Origin of the sequence: Arthrobacter sp. R-11, from assembly GCF_049913155.1 — a bacterium.
In the GTDB taxonomy this organism is placed as follows: Bacteria; Actinomycetota; Actinomycetes; order Actinomycetales; family Micrococcaceae; genus Arthrobacter.
On record NZ_CP183979.1, the window covers coordinates 2,052,510 to 2,071,055 of the forward strand.

The 18,546-nt window shown below is 64.7% G+C and carries 13 protein-coding genes; 9 read left to right on the top strand and 4 right to left on the bottom strand.

What is annotated here, in order from left to right:
- The first annotated feature begins 167 nt into the window (after positions 1–167).
- Both ACN9M4_RS09260 and ACN9M4_RS09265 read left to right on the top strand, forming a co-directional pair.
- Entirely contained in the window at positions 168–725 is a 558-nt protein-coding gene (locus ACN9M4_RS09260) for a hypothetical protein (protein WP_426303223.1), read from the top strand.
- A gap of 604 nt (positions 726–1,329) precedes the next feature.
- Positions 1,330–2,814 (top strand): NCS1 family nucleobase:cation symporter-1, encoded by a 1,485-nt coding sequence (locus tag ACN9M4_RS09265; RefSeq protein ID WP_426303224.1) that lies wholly within the window; start codon positions 1,330–1,332, stop codon positions 2,812–2,814.
- 31 nt (positions 2,815–2,845) lie between these two features.
- Here the strand turns inward: ACN9M4_RS09265 and ACN9M4_RS09270 are convergent, their stop codons facing one another.
- Positions 2,846–3,379 (bottom strand): MarR family transcriptional regulator, encoded by a 534-nt coding sequence (locus ACN9M4_RS09270; RefSeq protein ID WP_426303225.1) that lies wholly within the window; start codon positions 3,377–3,379, stop codon positions 2,846–2,848.
- A gap of 107 nt (positions 3,380–3,486) precedes the next feature.
- Between ACN9M4_RS09270 and ACN9M4_RS09275 the strand changes: the two genes are divergently transcribed.
- The 3 genes from ACN9M4_RS09275 (at position 3,487) to ACN9M4_RS09285 (ending at position 6,746) form a co-directional block, all read left to right on the top strand.
- Positions 3,487–4,722, top strand: coding sequence for an FAD-dependent oxidoreductase (locus ACN9M4_RS09275; RefSeq protein WP_426303226.1), 1,236 nt, complete (start codon positions 3,487–3,489; stop codon positions 4,720–4,722).
- Between the two features lie 104 nt (positions 4,723–4,826).
- Positions 4,827–5,741 carry an RNA polymerase sigma-70 factor gene (locus ACN9M4_RS09280; RefSeq protein WP_426303227.1) on the top strand — a complete coding sequence of 305 codons (915 nt, stop codon included), beginning with the start codon at positions 4,827–4,829 and terminating at the stop codon, positions 5,739–5,741.
- Between the two features lie 267 nt (positions 5,742–6,008).
- Positions 6,009–6,746 (top strand): SDR family oxidoreductase, encoded by a 738-nt coding sequence (locus ACN9M4_RS09285; RefSeq protein ID WP_426303228.1) that lies wholly within the window; start codon positions 6,009–6,011, stop codon positions 6,744–6,746.
- A 353-nt stretch (positions 6,747–7,099) separates the two neighbouring features.
- Here the strand turns inward: ACN9M4_RS09285 and ACN9M4_RS09290 are convergent, their stop codons facing one another.
- The 3 genes from ACN9M4_RS09290 to ACN9M4_RS09300 are packed head-to-tail and all read right to left on the bottom strand — an operon-like array spanning position 7,100 to position 12,698.
- Entirely contained in the window at positions 7,100–9,292 is a 2,193-nt protein-coding gene (locus tag ACN9M4_RS09290) for an alpha-galactosidase (RefSeq protein WP_426303229.1), read from the bottom strand.
- Between the two features lie 56 nt (positions 9,293–9,348).
- Positions 9,349–11,700 carry a glycosyl hydrolase family 95 catalytic domain-containing protein gene (locus ACN9M4_RS09295; RefSeq protein WP_426303230.1) on the bottom strand — a complete coding sequence of 784 codons (2,352 nt, stop codon included), beginning with the start codon at positions 11,698–11,700 and terminating at the stop codon, positions 9,349–9,351.
- On the bottom strand, positions 11,697–12,698 hold the full coding sequence (locus ACN9M4_RS09300) for a LacI family DNA-binding transcriptional regulator (RefSeq protein ID WP_426303231.1): 1,002 nt from the start codon (positions 12,696–12,698) through the stop codon (positions 11,697–11,699). The genes ACN9M4_RS09295 and ACN9M4_RS09300 overlap by 4 nt, the downstream gene beginning before the upstream one ends.
- 299 nt (positions 12,699–12,997) lie before the next feature.
- On the opposite strand from ACN9M4_RS09300, the gene ACN9M4_RS09305 reads away from it, so the two are divergent.
- The 4 genes from ACN9M4_RS09305 (at position 12,998) to ACN9M4_RS09320 (ending at position 18,543) form a co-directional block, all read left to right on the top strand.
- Positions 12,998–14,272 (top strand): ABC transporter substrate-binding protein, encoded by a 1,275-nt coding sequence (locus ACN9M4_RS09305; protein ID WP_426303232.1) that lies wholly within the window; start codon positions 12,998–13,000, stop codon positions 14,270–14,272.
- A 67-nt stretch (positions 14,273–14,339) separates the two neighbouring features.
- Positions 14,340–15,299: a carbohydrate ABC transporter permease gene (locus ACN9M4_RS09310; RefSeq protein WP_426303233.1), complete on the top strand. Its 960-nt coding sequence runs from the start codon at positions 14,340–14,342 to the stop codon at positions 15,297–15,299.
- The gene (locus tag ACN9M4_RS09315) at positions 15,299–16,204 is read left to right on the top strand and encodes a carbohydrate ABC transporter permease (protein WP_426303234.1); all 906 of its coding nucleotides are present in this window, start codon (positions 15,299–15,301) and stop codon (positions 16,202–16,204) included. Before ACN9M4_RS09310 ends, ACN9M4_RS09315 begins: the two co-directional genes overlap by 1 nt.
- Complete coding sequence (locus ACN9M4_RS09320) at positions 16,204–18,543, top strand: beta-glucosidase (RefSeq protein ID WP_426303235.1); 2,340 nt, start codon at positions 16,204–16,206, stop codon at positions 18,541–18,543. Before ACN9M4_RS09315 ends, ACN9M4_RS09320 begins: the two co-directional genes overlap by 1 nt.
- The last annotated feature ends 3 nt before the right edge of the window (positions 18,544–18,546 follow it).

The following is an 18,546-nucleotide window of genomic DNA, read 5'->3' on the forward strand; positions in this document are numbered from 1 at the left end:
GACCGAAGCTCGCTCCCGCCGGATGGAAAGGCCCCGTCATTCCAAAACCAAATCGGCCACTCAATCCGTTGATCCGCAAGTACCTCAAGCCCAGCCGCCCAGCCTCCTCAGATACGAGGAACTTCGGTGAGCTCAAACCGGTCGAACCGGCCGCCCGGCGGGAGGGGGTGCCCCTCATAGGCGAAGACCAGGTGTATGTGGTGAAGTACGGGACGGTCTACCACAGCAGTTGGTGCCAGACCGTGGCCGAGAAGTGGCGCACCGCTCCCAGGGGACTGCTTGTAGCAATGTCGGCCGAGGTGGGGGAGCGTACCCCGTGCCAGGAATGCGCCCGGCTCTTGAAAGTGGCCAAGCCGTCGCCTGTGCAGAAGCACCAGACGCCGTCCCGGTCAACGCCGCAAGCCAATCTGACCGACTGGGTGGTCCCGCTCAGGGTGATTGGCCTCGCCCATGGAATCCTCTTCCTGGCAGCGAGCCCGGAGCACCGGGGCCGCCTTGAGCAGACCGCTGTGGAGCCAGCGACGCCGTTATACGTTGGCGGCCAGCGTGACGGCATGGTCGTACGGCTGGACGCCGCTCGCCCCGAACCACTCCTGGTTGTGCAGATGGACCCACGCGCCACGTTCCGGAATGGCCCGTACCAGGCGCGGCTGCGTCATCCGCTGCAGAGATCGGCGACCAAACCCCTCGCGGTGGCCTGCGTTGAACAGGCGCCGGAGGCCTAGTGGACGCAAGGTTTCAGTCTTGGCAGTCAGGCCAGATTTCGAATCCGCCGTCGTGAATGCGCTCGCCGGGAGACCATGTTTTCGCAACGGGCGACGGGGTACACCACACCGTGGCCGGGCAGCTGATCCCGCTGGACACGTGAACGTCAGTGCCTTCGCAGGAGGGCCGGCAGACGGGGCGGGAGGCTACAATCCGCTTCACTTCAGCCAGCCACTCTGATCGGACGCTATGGCGGATGCCCCTTCCAAGGGTGCTACCTGATTCATGGCTCCTCCTGCTCCCGGCGTCTTGCTAATTGCCTGCTGCGTCAGCGGCTCAGGTTCCTTGGGGCTGCCGCTGGCTTAACCATGCCATCCGTGGATCAAGAGCAGCCGTGGTTTTCCATAGCCTTGCCGCAGTTTTTGGGCAGGAAAATAAAGCCTTCGGGGAGTGGTCCTTGTCTGCAACAATTGAGCGCCCAGTGTCAACCCTGACCCAGCGCCCGGCTGATCTATTCCGGCATCGCCGGGCTGAGTATATTGACAGCAATGGATGCGCTGTCGGTGCCCGTCCAGGGGACTGCGAGCCGGCGTTCCGCACATAGATGCTGGAAGCGAGGACCACGTGTCTCACGTCATTCCGCCGGGAGCCAGCCGGCGCCTCTACAACGAAGATCTTGCGCCGGCCGAACACCGCTCATGGGGCTTCTATTCATTGTTTGCGATGTGGATGTCGGATATTCACTCGCTTGGCGGCTATACCTTCGCCGCAGGGCTCTTCGCGCTGGGCCTGGGTGCCTGGCAGGTGTTCCTCGCCTTGGTTGTAGGGATTGTGATCGTTTTTGTCCTCATGAACTTTTCGGGCTACGCCGGCCAGAAGACCGGGGTCCCGTACCCTGTGCTCGCCCGGATCTCGTTTGGCACGTTCGGCGCCAACCTGCCCGCCCTGATTCGTGCACTGGTCGCGATTGCCTGGTACGGCATCCAGACGTGGCTGGCCTCCCGTGCCGTCATCATCATCGCCTTGGAGCTCTGGCCCGGGCTCAAGGGCTTGGCCGGGAACAACTTCCTCGGCGAATCCTTGCTCGGCTGGCTGGCGTTCCTGTTGATGTGGTCGTTGCAGCTCCTTCTGCTTCGCAACGGCATGGAAACGATCCGGAGATTCCAGGACTGGGCCGGACCCGCTGTGTGGGCTGTGATGGGGTTGCTGGTGGTCTACATTCTGATCAATGCGGGGTGGAATATCTCCCTCGACCTGCCCGGGGGCAATTCGGCATGGGGTACTACGCATGCATTCTTCGCTGCCACGGCGCTGACGGTGACCTATTTCTCCACTCTGTTGCTCAACTTCTGCGACTTTTCCCGCTTTGCGCCCACGCGCAAAGCAGTGCGAACGGCGAACCTGTGGGGGCTTCCGGTCAACTTCATCGCCTTTTCCGTGGTTTCCGTTGTCGTAACGGCCGGGACTTTCAAAGTGTATGGCGAGTACATCTACGACCCCGTTGAAATTGTCGGGCGGATCGATAGCATCTGGGCCCTGTTGCTTGGTGCTGTCACGTTCGCGGTGGCAACCCTTGGAATCAACGTCGTGGCAAACTTCGTTTCCCCCTCATATGACCTCGCCAACGTCTGGCCCTCCCGGATAGATTTCAAGCGTGGCGGGCTGATCTCGGCCTTGATCGCCCTCGTCATCACACCTTGGAACCTGTTCAACAGCCCGGTCGTCATCAACCTGTTCCTTGGAGGCCTCGGAGCACTGCTCGGGCCGCTGTTCGGGATCATCATGGTTGACTACTATCTGCTTCGCAAACAGCACGTGCTGGTACCGGACCTGTTCAAGGAGCAGGGGTACTACACGTATACCCATGGCTGGAACCGGAAGGCGGTTCTCTCGTTTGTCGTCTCGGCCGTCCCTGCCGTGGTGTTGGCTCTTGTTCCTGTGTTTGGAGCCTTCTCGGCGTTCTCCTGGTTCATTGGAGCCCTCGTGGCTGTCGCAGTGCACTATTTGATCTCGCGCAACGATACGAGCCTGGCCGAATCGATCGCGGCGGCTGCAGCTGAGGAAGCAGAACCGGGCCCCGGACAGGAGGCAGGTTCCCGGACGCAGTGAATCAGGCACGGCGCCTAAGCGGGGGAGCGGCTCAGGTGGAGTCCGACGACGGCGCGCGGTCGCCGTCGTCGTTCGCCTTACCGCCGGTCGCAGCCCCCAGCCGCCCCGCCGCGTCCTGCTGGATCCGCGCGGCCTTGGACGAATAGTCCGCGATGACGCGCAGTTCTTCGTCGCTGTACCCCTCCAGGAGGCTCGCCAAGCCGCCCATGAAGTCGACAAAGTGGGGCATTGCGGCGCTGACTTGGTCCCCAACCAGCTCGATCAGGACCTTCCGTTTGTCGCCTTCGTGCCGCACCCTGCGTGCTACGCCCTTGCTCTCGAGCCGCTGCATTAATCCCGTGACCGAGGCCGGTGCCAGCCCGGATTGTTCGCCGAATTCCCCCGCTGTCATCGGTCCAAAGCGCAGCAGGATGTCGATCGCCTTACCCTCCGTTGCGGACAGTCCGCGCAGCTCGGACAGCTTTGTGTGGAACATGACGGCCGCCGTCGAAAGCTCCCGTCCCGAGGCGAAGACCGCCTCAAGCAGTTCCTGGCGCTGCGTGCTGACTCTCGCTTGCTTCTCCACCCTCCGAGGCTAGCAAATTATTTCGTCTCGCCGAAAGGGTTGACGACGCGCGGCGTTCTCCATATATTTCTTTTAACCGAACGAAATAAATCTCAAGGGAGCCGACCGTGCTGAACTGTCTAGTCATCGGATCCGGAATAGCCGGACTCGCCACCGCGATCTCGTTGCAGAAAGCCGGCCATCACGCCACCGTGTTCGAGGCCTACCCTGAGCCCTCGGACGGCGTCGGTGGCTTCCTCACGGTGGCCGTCAACGGCTTCGATGCCCTGGAAACGCTCGGGCTCAAAGGCGCAGCCGCCGATCTGGGCTTCAGCACCCCACGGATGTCCATGTACCTGGGCAGCACCGGGAAACACCTCATCGACTTTGACTACGGCGGATCCCTCCCTGACGGCACCACCGCGCGCACCATGACGCGTTCCGAGCTGTATGGCATGTTCCGCGAGGCAGCCGGCCGCAGCGGGATCCGCATCGAGTACGGCAAGCGGCTCGCTGCGGTGAAGGAAGCGCCCGACGGCGTCACGGCCGTTTTCGCGGACGGCACCTCCGCGCGTGGAGACTTGGTGGTGGGCGCCGACGGCCTCCGCTCGGCCGTGCGGCCGCTGATCGATCCCTCGTCCCCGGCTCCCCGCAATATCCCGCTGCTCAACACCGGCGGGATCGTCGAAGCCGGTTTGCTCCCGGCGGAGCTCCTGGACGTCGAACCAGGGCGCATGAAGATGGTCTTCGGGAAGCGCTGCTTCTATTGCTACATGCAGGATCCGGAAGGCAGGATCTGGTGGTTCGCCAATCCACTGCAGCGGTTATCGGAGGATCCGGCCACGCTTGACCACGGCGCCCGCAAGTCCTGGCTGATACAGCTCGTAGCAGGGGACCGCACTCCCATGGCTAAGATCATCGCGGCTACTGACGGCATTATCCGGCCGTACGCCACTTCTGACTTTCCGAGCATTCCCCGCTGGCATCGGGGCGGCCTGGTCCTTGTGGGAGACGCTGCCCACGCTGCATCGCCGTCGTCCGGGCAGGGTGCTTCCATGGCCATCGAAGACGCCGTCGTGCTCGGGCGATCGCTCCGGGGCATCTCCACCGACGATATCCCCGGCGCCTTGTCCCGCTACGAGAATGAACGCCGGAACCGGGCGGAACTGGTGGTCGAATGGGGCCGCCGGAACGCCGCCCCGAAGGTCCGCGGCCAATTCAAGAGAGTCTTCGAAGACCTCGTGTTGAAGGCCGTCTTCCGCTCACTCGCCCGGAAGGCGGCCGACAACTTCGACTGGGTCTATCGCCATCACATCGACTGGGATGCGCCGGCAGTCACAAACGTGAGGGCTGTTCGGCCTTAGTTGGTGAAGGTGCCGGAGGACATGCTGCGGCTCTCGAGCGAATGGAATGTTTGGGCCATAAACCGGCGCCAGTGCTCCACCCGATAGGGCAGTACCATTGGCGCATGGATGCCGCCTCCGGGTCAGCCGCCGAATTAGAAACCGCATCGGCGGTATTCGCGGATGTCCGTCCCCGATTGTTTGGGATCGCCTACCGCATGCTCGGCAGTGTCAGCGAGGCGGAGGACATCGTGCAGGAGACGTGGATTCGTTGGCAGACTTACGACCGCAGCACGGTTCGGAACGCACCGGCATTCCTGGCGACCACCGCCACCCGTCTCGCCATCAACGCTGGGCAGTCGGCACGAGTTCGTCGTGAGATGTATGTCGGTCCGTGGCTACCGGAGCCGGTGGACACAAGCGCCGACCCTGAACTAGGCGCACTGCATGGTGAAGCGCTCGAGTTTGCCGTGTTGCTGATACTGGAGAAGCTGTCGCCGACCGAACGGGCCGCCTATGTGTTGCGGCAGGCGTTCGATTACCCATACGAAGATATCGCGGAGATCATCCAACAGACCCAAACGAACGCGCGCCAGTTGGTGAGCAGGGCGCGCAAACGCCTTGCTGGCGAGAAGCGCGTGGCGGTGAGCGTGGGCGAGCAGCAGCGTCTGCTGGAAGCATTCCTGACTGCTGCACGAACCGGGGACCTCGCTGCATTGGAGGAACTGTTCGCCGCGGACGTCGTCAGCTACTCAGACGGCGGCGGTAAGGTTCGGGCTTCCAAGTTCCCTGTTGTCGGAAGGGAACGGGTCGCGAAGTACTACAGGGCGTTCGCGTCACGCTTCTGGGCTGGGGTCGATACCGACCTCTTCATGGCTAACGGTAGGCCTTCGGCACGACTGGCACGGGATGGTGTCGTATTCGCCGTCGTGACGGTCACGGCCTCTGCCGATGGTATTGACCGGCTGTTGTGGACCATGAACCCCGACAAGCTCTCCGGTGTTAAGCTGGTTGGCCCACCTAGCGTGGATGATGTCTGAGACCAGCCGGGTCTGGCGAGGTCCCCGCGGGTAGGAGAGGGCCCCGACCGCCGTTTTCATGGCTTGCTTTGGGCGATCCGCGCGCCGCCCCACGGCCCGGCCAGTGGTTCGGAGAGTTGGCCCAGACGGGCTCGCCGGCTTTACGACGTTCGGCGTTGAACCAAAGCGCGATCTTCAACGGCTGTCACAAGTTGATTCGGTAACCGGTCATAGCTGGTGGACGGAATGCCACCGCATTCCTATACGCCACTTATCGGAAGGAAGATCATGAAGATCGTAGTTTTCGGCGGAACTGGCCTGATCGGCAGGCAGGTTGTGGAACTCCTGAGGAGCCAGGGCCATGAGGCGATCCCGGCGTCCCCGTCTACCGGAGTGGATTCGGTGACTGGCCTGGGGCTGGATGAGGCGATGGCGGGGGCCGATGTCGTTGTCGACCTGACGAACACTGCCGATTTCGATGAGAAGGTGGTCGTCCCCTTCTTCTCCGCCTCATCCCGCAACCTTCTTGCCGCTGAGAAAAAGGCCGGTGTGCGGCATCATGTGGCGCTATCGGTAGTCGGAACCGACCGTATCGGGGCTATCGGCTACTTTGCCGGTAAAACTGCGCAGGAGAAAGCCATTAGGGAAGGCGGAGTGCCGTACACCCTGCTGCGCGCCACTCAGTTCTTCGAGTTCATCCCGATGATTGCTGACGCCGGCACGCGGGACGGATCGGTTTATGTGACTAGTCACCTGATGCAACCGATGGCTGCAGCGGACGTCGCTCGCATCGTCGCGGAGACTGCAGTCGAACCCGCGACTAACGGTGTCGTTGAGATAGCAGGCCCTGAGCGCGCAGGAATTAACGAATTCGTGGCCCGGGTTCTCGCTGCTCACAATGATCCGCGCGCAGTGGTCATTGATATTGAGGCTGGCTACTTCGGTATGCCGATCGAAGAGACGAGCATCGTTCCCCTCGGGGACGCCCGCATTGGGAACATTTCGCTGAAGGAGTGGCTGAGCTGAGGTCCGCGGAACCGGACGCGGATGGAAGTAGTTTCCCTAAAGGTGCCACAGACTGCGTTCGTAGCCGCTCGTAGCTGGTGGACGCAACATCGCATTCCTGAATGCCACTAATGGAAGGAAGATCGAAGCGACCATTTTCGACACCCGTTTCGTAGAGTGGCTGAACAAGCAGTAGCCGGACCCAGCGGGGTGTCCTTCGCAGAAGCTGTTGGAGGGCGCCCCGCTTCCCGCTGCGCACCATTTTCGACACAAGGCACTACTTTCCGGGACGCCGCGTACCGTCGCGAGGGAGCGAGCCGGCGGTGATTCGGCCGCCCGCCTCCGCTGCCCTGACCCGGAGGCGTGGCGGACGTTCAGGCATCGACGCGGACCAGTCGTAGCACAAGCACCCGGTCCGGGAGTGAGGTGGGCAGGTCGAGACCCGCCTCCCGGAGAAGGCTCCCCGAGTAGGACGGCGCCTCGGCATCGGAGTCGAGACCGGCGGTCTGGTCCAGCCAGTACGGACTCAGCCACCAGGGGCCGAGCGAGTCGGGTCGAACGGACTCGACGCGGTACCGCGCCTCCGCCAAAAGCCCTGGCAGGCGGACTCGACGGCGCGAATCCGCGGACAGCTGCGGCGTCACGATGGTGTAGATCGCCTCCGAGCCGTCCGTGGCCACGACACCGCGCAGGGCCGGCGCACCAGGGTCAAAGTCGCCATCGGCGACGACGCGGCCGGTGCTGATGAGTTCCCGATGCTCCTGATACGCGGAGATCCAGCCCGAAAGGATGGCCGCCTCCGCATCTTCCAGCTCTCGGATGTCCCACTCGATGCCGAAATGACCGAGAAACGCGATCGCGCAGCGGGTGTGCAGATCACTGGTGCGCCCCGTGACGGAGGAAACGGGTGAGGCAACGTGAGAGCCGAGCATCTCGGGCGGGACGAGGAGTCCGGTCCAGCGGAGCATCCGGGAGCGGTCGAGGGGGTCATGATTGTCGGAGGTATGCACGCGGTCGGTGCGCTCGAGGATCCCGAGGTCGACGCGTCCGCCTCCCGACGCGCAACTTTCGATCTCGAGCCCGGGGTGTCGCTGGCGCAGCTCATCGATCAGCTCGTACAGGGCGAGGGTTTGATCGTGCACGGCGGGCGCTCCCGTCGTAGGGTTGCCCGCGTCGATCAGGTCGCGGTTATGGTCCCACTTGAGGTAGGTCACGCCGTTGTTTGTCACCAGGCCATCGAGAACCCCGAGAATATGCGCAAAAGCCTCCGGATTGCTCAGGTCGAGCACCTGCTGGTAGCGGAAACGTGGCGGCAGTTCCGCACGCGCCTTGAGGATCCAGTCGGGGTGCGCGCGGGCGAGGTCGGAGTCCTCATTGATCATCTCGGGCTCGACCCACAGGCCGAATTCCATCCCGAGGCCACGGACGTGCTCCGCGAGCGGGCCGAGACCGTCCGGCCACACCACCGGGTCCGGGGTCCAATCGCCCAAACCGGCGGTGTCGTCCCTTCGGCCCAGGAACCAGCCGTCGTCGAGCACGAAGCGCTCGACTCCGAGACCGGCAGCGCGCGTCGCGAGCTCTGCCAGGGTGCCGAAGTCGTGGTCGAAGTACACCGCCTCCCATACGTTGAGCGTGACAGGGCGTGGACGACGCGAAGAACGTGAGCGCTCCCGCAAGAAGCCGTGGTAGTGGGCGGCGGCGTCGTCCAGACCCGTCCCGAAGCTGCCGTAAACCCAGGGGGACACGTAGCTCTCACCGCTTGCCAGGCGCACTTCACCGGGCAAGAGGAGTTCGCCGCCGCGGAAGGCCAAATGCCCGTCACTCCGCTCGACGGCGTGCTCGTGGTTACCGCCGATGCCGACGTGGCAGAGCCACACACGGCCGGCGCCCGCGTCGAAGCCCGGCGTCCCGATGGCGACGACTGTTGTTGCGTCCAGGCCGGTGCGGCCGCGGCGGGACTCGCGCGTGTGGGTCCCGAAGACGACGGGGTGACGCTGCGGGATCTTCTCGGTGGCCCAGCGGCCCGAAAAATCCAGTATTTCGCGCGCATCGCTCGGCACGCGCAGGGCTGGGTTCACGCCGACTATTTCGAGGTGTCCGTGTGCATCGCTGTCATTGCGCACGCTCACCCGTGTCCGAAGCAGTCCGGAGGCAGAGAGATCGATCTCTAGCTTGACGCCGATTCCGGCCCACTCGTCGTTCGCATCGATGCTTACGAGACCACCCTCCCGCTGAGCCACGCCACCCTCGGCGAGCGTTTCACCGTCCACGGCGACCGAAACCACATCCAGCCGCGGTGACCATGCGGCGCCCGCGCGATGGGCCCTGATGCCAGGAAGGCCGCCCCACCCATGCGAGTGCTCGGGCAGGATGCCGGGCTCGTATGGGACGTCAGATTGCCCGCCAATCCCGGTGCGGACGCCGGTTCTGGCGTATTCGATGAGGTCGCGGTCACTCGCGTGGATCCGAGGGCCCCAGTGCGCAATCACAGGCAGCGCACCTGCCGTCTGAGTGAGGAGAACGGACACGTTATCGGTGGTGAGATGGATCACCCGGGAGGATGGCATAGAGACATTCATACCGTCAATCGCCGTGCGAGTAAAGCAAGAGATCGATTTCTGACCTAGTCGCGCAGCCACTCCAGCTCGACGCGAACGGGCCGCCCGCCGATGTTGAGCTGTGTGCCCGTCAGCGGCTCGCCGTCAACGCGGATTGCCGCGGCGCGGGGGAGCCGCATCCGCGTCCCCGCCGACGGTGCCAGCCACCCGGCTCCAGGAAGGCGACGCACCGTGAAGGAGGCTCCCTGCGGCTCCCAGTCAAGCCGGTCTACGGCGAGGCCCCCGCGTGCGCGAAGTCCCGTCACGCTGCCGCGCGGCCATGTGGCGGGCAGGGCCGGCAGCACTGACAGCGAGTCGGTGCTGGACCCGAGCAACATCGAGGCAACGAGGCCTGGAAGGCCTCCGCTGGCGTCCAGGTTGAAAATCCTGCCCGCATCGTGCGTTGTTGTCAGGGCCGGGCTCCAGTGCTCAACCGCGAGCCAGTTGACGCAGGTTTCGGCCGCCGCTGCATCCCCGAGCGCCGCAGCGGCCATCCCGACTTGGACGAGGCCGAATGCCATCTCCATCCGTCCAGGCGGCGCGGTGGGCGCCTCAGCACGCCACGCGATCTTGTTCCTCACGGTCGCAGAGGCGGCCGCACGCAATCGCGTCGCCTCCTCGCCGTCGCCGTCGAAGGCCGGATCAATCTCGTACCACAGCGGGTAAAGCTGGGAGGCATGCCGGTGCGCGATGTTCTCACTCCACTGGGGGTCGAGCCACTCGGCGAGAGTGCCGTCTGCCGCGACGCGATAGGGCTGCAGATCGCGTAGGACACGTGACCATCGTTCATCCAGGGAGTCGTCGCCGCGGGCCCGGCCGAGTAGCGCCGTCGCCCGTGCGGCATCACGGAGAATGGCACCATCGATCGTCGCATCCGTCGCGAGGGGGACCCGGGCGCCTTCCGGTGTGTTCTCGGGTGAATAGGAAGGAACAATTCTGCGGACGCCGTCGACCTCAAGCAATGCGGTCTCGGCAAAACGGAGGACTCCTTCGGCAAGTTCCCACACTCTGTCATCGACGATCGATCGGTCGCCGGTGGTGGCGACCACATCGGCTACGATCCGCAGAACCCAGCCGCCGCACCCGGTCCAGAACAGGTGGGGGTATTGCTCGGCGAAATGGTCGGCGCGGCCGTGCGTCGACATCCGTGAGGGTAACAGCATGCCCTCGGCGCCGAAGACGAGGCGTGCGTTATCGCGGTAGTCGTCAAGGTGGGGGAGCACGAGGTTCAGGAGCGACAGGGCAAGCTCCGGGGTGCCCGTGGGAGTCATGCCGGCCATGGCGCCGTTCTGCACGTTGCCGTTCAGGGTGTAGTCGGCCGACCAGGCGGGGCGCCAGGTGCCCTGCCAGACGCCCTGCAGGGTTGGTGGCAGCTCGCCGGTGGAGGCGATGATGTTTGCCCGGCCGCTCAAATACGCTGCCTCGATCACGCCGCGGCGCGCGCCGTCGTCGCCGGCGCGGGCCGCCGCCCAAAGGTCTTCGGTTCGTGACGCGGACGAGGTGCCCCGCAGATCCAGCAGCGATGCGCCGGTGAGGGGGCAACGCGCTTGCCGCTGCTCGCTGCGGACTGTGTCCCACGACGCCGGCACGACGCAGGCCGCTTCAACGCTGTGCCCGTTGCTCGGCAGCGTGAGGTCCACCCGGACCAGCCGCGACGCTCCGGGCCCCGTTTGGACGCTGGAGCGCGTGACGTCCCCATCGACCTGCCACTGCGTTCCGGTCACCGCCGTGACGGCGGCCCGGACCGCAGTCGATCCGTCGCCCGCGTCGGCCACCAGCAAGCCGCGGGCCCCGCCGTCGACACTGGCGCTGACCGCGGCGGAAGCGTCGGGAACCCCGGTGTCAAAGGACGCTGGCGCGCCGGCGCCCAGGCCGAGCTCGATGATGCTTGTGCTCTCGGGTTCCGATTCGAGCGCAAGCAGGACATACTCGCCACCGTGCGGGGCGATGAGCCGGAGCGCGTGCCGCCTGAGTTCGAGATCGGTCCACTCAACCGCGACCTCGCCAAGAAGCGGATCGATGGTCCGCTGCGACTCGGCGACGCCGCCGGGGGCGCGGATGGTGAGTGTCGCGCAGAGACCGAGCGGATCGGTCCAGATCAGGCCGTCGTCGTACCCGCTTGCGCGGACTCCGTCGCCGAGCGCTTCGCTTGCGACGTCGGCATCGCCGGAGAGTAGCGCGTCCCGCAGCCGCTCCCTCACAGGAGTGAGGTCGGGTGCGTCGGGTCGCGGGTTCACCGGGAGGAAATAGCGCTCGTGCGCGAGGGAAATCGTGATCGCGTCGGCCGGACCGTACGCGACGGCGCCGATCCGCCCGCTGCCAACGATGAGTCCCTCTTCCCAAGAGGGGGCTTCGGTGGCTGTCACAAAAGTGTTCATGCCGACTCTCGCTGGACAAGGGTGGTGTCAAGAATGGGCTGCCGGTCGACGTCGCGCCCTTGCAGGACCGCGAGGATGGTTTCTGCGGCGACCCGGCCCATATCCTCCAGCGGCTGTCGAACCGTCGTGAGTGTTGGATCCATGGTGGTCGCGATGGCGACGTCGTCGAAGCCGATCACGGCGACGTCGGACGGGACATCGCGACCGGCGGCCTGGAGGACCCGAATCGCTCCGCTCGCCATCAGGTCGGAGGACGCGAAGACGCCGTCGAGGTCCGGGTGTCGCTTGAGGAGGCGCGCCATCGCGGCCGAACCGCTCACAAGGGTGAACTCGCCATGCACGATCGGGCTGTCGTTGATGCCGAGCTGCGCGAGCTCGTCGCGCCAGCCCCTGATGCGGTCGCGGGCTGGCTCCATATCGCTTGGGCCCGCGATGATGCCCAGCCGTCGGCGTCCGGCGTCGACCAGCGCCCGCGCGGCGAGCCTGCCGCCTCCATAATTGTCGGAGTCGACGACGATCGCGTCGGGAGCGAGAGCGACGCGGGGGCGCCCAACCCACGCGATCGGCACGGGGGAGTCGACGAGCGCCTGCGCGAGATGGGTGATCTCGTGCTGAAGGATGACGATCGCACCGTCGATCGCCCCCGAGCGCAGAAACCGTGGGATGCGGTCGGCATCTTCGTGGTCGGCCGGCAGCAGGACGGGTTGGACCTCGCCGGCGTAAAGGCCCTTCGCAGCGCCCTTGAGCACCGACGTGAAGAACGTGCCTGTCAGGCTGTCCAGCTCGTTGAAGGCGACAATGAGCGCAATCGCCCCGGCGCGTCCGCCTCGCAGCACACGAGCGGCGCTGTTGGCCTCATAGCCCAGCTCCTTGGCGGCGCGCTCGACAGCGGCTGCCATCCTGGCGTCGACCTTCGTCTCTCCGGCGAGTACCCGCGCAGCCGTGGCGCGGGACACGCCCGCAATCTTGGCAACGTCCACCAGGGTGGGTCTTGGCATTGTGCATCCTTCTGAGGGTCGTCGACGATCGGCGTCGGTCCTCGACGCGAGACCAGGGCTCCAGACTTCGATCTCCAGGTCCCCACGAGAACGATATCCCGTCAGCGGAACCCGTCCCATTGGCCAATCTCTGTTGCCTACGAGTATAGAGATCGATACTCCGGTGAAGTAACTATTGGCATGAATTGCTATTGCGTGGCGCTGAACGGCAGACTACGGTTGTCGCCAGAGATCGTTCTCTCACCCGGAGCCCGAAGGCTCTGAGATCCCTTGCAAGTCCCCGACGAAGAGGAATTGTCGTGAAAAGAAGCTTGACGGCGATAGTCGCCACTGCAGCAGCCCTTGCCGTCGCTCTGACCGGATGCTCGTCGTCCGGCGGCGGCGCCAAATCGGCTGATCCGAATGCCGAGGTTTCCTTCTGGTCCTTCACCGGGATCAACGCGAAGGACAGCGTCAATGAGTACGCCAAGAAAGTGCCCGGCGCGAAGGTGAAGCTGACTGAGGTGGGCAGCACGACTGAGACTGCCACCGCCCTCACCGCCGCGCTGGCCGGGGGCAAGGTCCCCGACCTTGTCATGATCCAGAATGACGACTTGCCCAAGTTCGTCGAGAACAGCTCCAACTTCCTTGACCTGCGCACCCTCGGCGGCGACAACATCGGCCACGACTACCTCGGCTGGGCCGCCGGTGCCGCGACCGCGCCGGACGGCTCCGTCATCGGCATCCCGACGGACGTCGGAGGACTGGGCTTCGCGTACCGTGCCGATCTCTTCGAGAAGGCCGGTCTGCCGACAAAGCCCGACGAGGTCGCTGCCATGTGGAAGGACTGGCCCTCGTTCATCGCAATGGGCCGGAAGTACACGGCCGCCACCGGTAAGCCGTTCGTCGACAATATTGAGACCAGCGTCTTCTTCTCGACCGTCAACCAAGTCAGCGAGAAGTACTATTCGCCCGACGGCAAGCTTGTCTACGATACGAACCCCCAGGTGAAAGACGCATTCGATGTCGCCGTCAAAACCCATGACGCCGGCATCAGTGCGGGTATTGCGGCGTGGTCCTCGGGTTGGGGTCCAGGCCGCGCGAACGGTGCCTTCGCCGTCACCATCGCTCCCTCATGGATGCTCAAGGGCATCAAGACTGACGCCCCCAACACCGCAGGCAAGTGGCGCATCGCCAGCGTGCCCGGCGTCGGCGGCAACTGGGGTGGCAGCGTTATTGCCATCCCGGCCCGCGCCGAGCACCCCGAGGCTGCCTGGAACTACATCAAGACGATGATGTCGGCCGAAGGCCAAACGGACCACTTCACGCAGTCGGGCACCTTCCCGGCGGCGACCTCAGCCGTTGCAAGCCAGTCAGTCCTCGACTACACCGACCCGTTCTTCGGAGACTCGAAGATCGGCAAGGTCATGGCCACCTCCGTCCAGAAGTTCCCGTCGTTCTATAACGGCCCCGACACGACTCCGATCAACGGTGCGCTCCTCAACACCCTCGTCCAGCTGGAAGCCGGCGGCGTCACCTCCGATAAAGCCTGGGCGACCGCCCTCCACACGGCCAAGCAGGCCATCGGCGGCTGACCGTCCCACCCACCCGGGTGGCCCGGCGTGGACAGCGCCGGGCCACCCCTTCGACGGAGGTACCCCTGTGTCAACGGCGACAGCCACTCTCTCCCGCAATCAGCGCAAAGGCCCGATTCAGAAGGCTACGCGGATCCGCAACTCGCTCTCCGAGCGGATCGCTCCCTACGCGTACGTTGCGCCTTTCTTCATCATCTTCATCGTCTTCGGACTTTTCCCCCTGCTCTTCACCTTCTACGTCTCGCTGTTCGACTGGAATCCCATTGGAAAGCAGACCTTCGTCGGCCTCAGGAACTTTGAGTTGCTCTTCGCCGACGGACGGTTCTGGAATGCGCTCCTGAACACGTTCGGAATCTTCCTGATCTCGACGATCCCGCAACTGCTTCTCGCGCTCTTTCTCGCGCACCTGCTCAACCATGCGCGTCTGCGCTGGGCGAACTTCTTTCGCATGGCTCTGCTGGTCCCGTACATCACCTCCGTCGCAGCGACCGCGATCGTATTCGCCCAGATCTTCGACAAGAACTTCGGCTTCATCAACTGGGTCCTGGGGCTGTTCGGGCTCCCGTCTGTGAACTTCCTTGCGAGCAACTACGGCTCCTGGATCCTCATCTCCGCGATGGTCATGTGGCGCTGGTTCGGGTACAACACGCTGCTTTACCTGGCTGGTTTGCAGTCGATGCCCCGGGAGATGTTCGAGGCGGCTTCCGTGGACGGCGCCTCGAGCTGGCAGCAGTTCCGCCACCTGACGATCCCGTCGCTGCGCCCCATCATCGTCTTCAGCGTCATCATGTCGACCATCGGCGGGCTGCAAATCTTCACGGAGCCGCTTCTCGTATCGCCCGAATCGGGCCTCACGTGCGGCGCGGGCCGACAGTGCCAGACCCTGTCCCTCTTTCTTTACGAGCAGGGCTTCGGCCTGTTCAAGTTCGGTTACGGTTCCGCGATCGGCGTCGTCCTGTTCGTGATCGTCGTTCTCGTATCGCTCCTCAACTTCTTCCTGTCCACACGTACGCGAAAGGCCCGCTGATGTCCGACGTAATCGATGAGGTCATCCCGCAGCGGGTGGCCGCACGCGGAGTGAAGCCGGGCCGCCGCCCCAAGCGCCGCGGCAAAGGCGGCAGAGTCAGTCGGCGCGTGTACGTGTTCCTCGCGCTCGCCGTCGTCGTGTCGGTGTTCCCGCTGTATTACATGTTCGTCATTGCGTCTGCGGGAGCCACAGCCGTGACCTCGATCCCGCCGCGAATGTACCCGGGCACGCAGTTCTTCGACGTCGCCGCGAAGGTGTTCGACACCGTCCCGTTCTTCGCTTCGCTGATGAACAGCGTCTTCGTCTCGCTCACGATCGCCGTCGTCTCCGCCATCATGTGCGCGATGGCAGGCTTCGCGTTCGCCAAGCTTCAGTTCCCTGGCCGGAATGTGTTGTTCCTCATTGTCCTGTTGACGATGACCGTCCCTGCGCAGCTCAGCGTGATCCCGCAGTACCTGATCATTTCGGGACTTGACTGGGTTGACACGCTGCAAGCAATCATCGTCCCCGGGCTTGCCAGTGCGTTCGGTATCTTCTGGATGCGCCAACACATGGCGACCACCGTCAGCGACGAGCTCATTCAGTCCGCCCGCATTGACGGTGCCAATTCGTGGCAGATGTTCTGGGCGATCGCATTCCCGGTAGTGCGTCCGGCCGCGTTCGTGCTCGGACTGATTACGTTCACAGGGGTTTGGAACGACTTCATGTGGCCGTTCATTGTCCTGAAATCGCCGGAGTTGTTCACCGTGCAGATCGCACTCAAGCAACTCCAGGCCAACCGGACGGTTGATGTGGCTCTGGCCATGGGCGGCTCGTTCCTGGCTACGCTGCCCTTGCTGATCGTGTTCTTTTTTGTCGGCCGGCGCATGGTGTCGGGGATTATGGATGGGGCGTTCAAAGGCTGATGCTGCACGACATTTCCAGCACAGCCGCACTGCCCGAGACCGGTCTGACGGATACCGGCAACCAGCGGGGCTGGCGGGATCGATCGCTCCCTGCGGAGGAACGCGCGCGCTTGCTCACCGCCGAGCTGACCCTTGAAGAGAAGGCGGCCCAACTCGGATCCGTCTGGCTTACCGATTCGGCAGACGACTTCGCGCCAAAACTGGAGGGCGGTCCCGGGGCGGACGCCGATCCCTTTGAAGGCGGGCTCGGCCAGCTCACTCGCGTCTTCGGCACGGAACCGGTCACCGTCGCCGAGGGCGTGCGCCGCCTACGCGAGCTGCAGGAGCGGGTCGTTGCCGGCAACCGCCTCGGCATTCCGGCCATCGCACACGAAGAGTGCCTCACCGGTCTTGCGGCCTACGGCGCGACCGCCTTTCCGACGCCACTCGCCTGGGCAGCGACGTTCGATGAGGAACTGGTCCGCCAGATGGCGGAAGCGATCGGCTCCGACATGCGCGCTCTCGGCATCCACCAGGGACTCGCCCCCGTGGTCGATGTGGTGAAGGACTACCGCTGGGGCCGCGTTGAGGAGACCCTCGGCGAAGACCCCTACGTCGTTTCGCAGCTTGGTGCCGCGTATGTCGCGGGACTGGAGAGCACAGGGATTATTTCGACGTTGAAGCACTTTGCCGGGTACGCGGCATCCCGCGGTGCCCGCAACCACGGGCCCGTCAGCATGGGTGCGCGCGAGTTCGCCGACACCGTGCTGCCTCCATTTGAGGCCGCACTGCGGCAAGGCGGTGCCCGCAGTGTCATGACGTCCTATACAGATATCGACGGGGTGCCAAGCAGCTCAAACCGGCACCTGCTGACGACCTTGCTGCGCGATCGTTGGGGCTTCGAGGGCACGGTGGTCGCCGACTACTGGGCCGTGCCGTTCCTCTCTGCGATGCACCACGTCGCTGTCGACACCGCTGACGCGGGCCGGCTGGCCCTGCGCGCAGGAGTCGACGTCGAACTTCCGCAGACAGCGGCGTACGGCGAGTTGCCACGCCTGATCCGGGAGGGCGTCGTCGACGAGCGCGACCTCGACCGCTCCGTGCAGCGCCACCTCCGGCACAAGTTCGAGGCGGGACTCTTCGATGACGCGCCGCCTGTCCCGGTCGATGCCGAAAACGTCGATCTCGACAGCAGCCACAATCGGAAGATCTCCGCGCGGATCGCCGAGGAGTCGGTTGTGCTGCTGCGCGACGAGGATGCGCTGGAGCTTCTCAGTTCCGAGACCATCGCGGTCCTCGGCCCGGCGGCGGACCAATTCCGCAGCCTCGTCGGATGCTATGCGTTCCCCAACCATGTCCTTTCGAAACACCCCGGGCACGACCTCGGCATCAAGATTCCGACAATGCTTACTGCTATCCGCGAGGAGTTCGGAGCGGACCGGGTGCGGTTCGAGGCCGGTGGTGAAATCACTTCCGCTGATTCCGACGCCGTCTCCGCCGCTGTTGCGCTCGCTCGCGACAGCGACGTGGCGGTCGTGGTGGTCGGAGACATTGCCGGGTTGTTCGGCGACGGTACCTCAGGCGAAGGCTGCGACGCCACGGACCTTCGCTTGCCCGGAGGGCAGGATACGCTCGTCACCGCAGTCCTCGACACGGGCGTGCCGACTATCCTGGTCGTGTTGTCCGGTCGTCCGTACGCCCTTGGCGCCTACGGGAAGGCCCGTGCCATCGTCCAGGCGTTCTTCCCCGGAGCCGACGGCGCCGCCGCGGTTGCCGGAGTGCTCTCCGGTCGCGTTCCGGCAACAGGACGCCTGCCCGTGCAGATCCCGCGGCATCCGTACGCCTCGACGACGTACCTGCAGCCGGCGCTCGGGCTCTGGAACCCGGGGATCACCGCCCTGGACAACACACCGCTGTACCCGTTCGGCTTCGGACTCACCCGGGGCGCTATCACGTACGAAACAATCACCGCCGCAGCGACCCTCAGCACTGACGGCTCGCTCGACGCGGCCGTGACAATACGCAACGACGGCGATGACACCGTAGAGGTCGTCCAGCTCTACGCGGCCTTCCCGTCGGCGCCGGTGGTTCGCCCGGCGGTACAACTCATCGGGTACGCCCGGATCCCGATCGGGTCCGGTGAATCGCGCACGGTCTCCTTCCACGTAGACGCTGCCCGGCTCGCGGTCACCGGCGAATACGGGGCGCTCGGAGTCGACCCCGGCCCGCTGCACCTCATCGCCGGTCCGTCGGCAGCCGAGGCCGCTGTGGCGGCTGAGGTGACCATCGTCGGCGAGCGGCGGCTGCTCACAGAGCGTGCGCTGCGCACTCCATGGTCGATCGGTGCCCCGAGCAGCTAGGCG

Bases quoted from the DNA above. Each gene is read 5' to 3' on its own strand.
- ACN9M4_RS09280 (WP_426303227.1), top strand. From the start codon at position 4,827: ATGGATGCCGCCTCCGGGTCAGCCGCCGAATTAGAAACCGCATCGGCG.
- ACN9M4_RS09285 (WP_426303228.1), top strand. From the start codon at position 6,009: ATGAAGATCGTAGTTTTCGGCGGAACTGGCCTGATCGGCAGGCAGGTT.
- ACN9M4_RS09290 (WP_426303229.1), bottom strand. From the start codon at position 9,292: ATGCCATCCTCCCGGGTGATCCATCTCACCACCGATAACGTGTCCGTT.
- ACN9M4_RS09295 (WP_426303230.1), bottom strand. From the start codon at position 11,700: ATGAACACTTTTGTGACAGCCACCGAAGCCCCCTCTTGGGAAGAGGGA.
- ACN9M4_RS09300 (WP_426303231.1), bottom strand. From the start codon at position 12,698: ATGCCAAGACCCACCCTGGTGGACGTTGCCAAGATTGCGGGCGTGTCC.
- ACN9M4_RS09315 (WP_426303234.1), top strand. From the start codon at position 15,299: ATGTCCGACGTAATCGATGAGGTCATCCCGCAGCGGGTGGCCGCACGC.
- ACN9M4_RS09320 (WP_426303235.1), top strand. From the start codon at position 16,204: ATGCTGCACGACATTTCCAGCACAGCCGCACTGCCCGAGACCGGTCTG.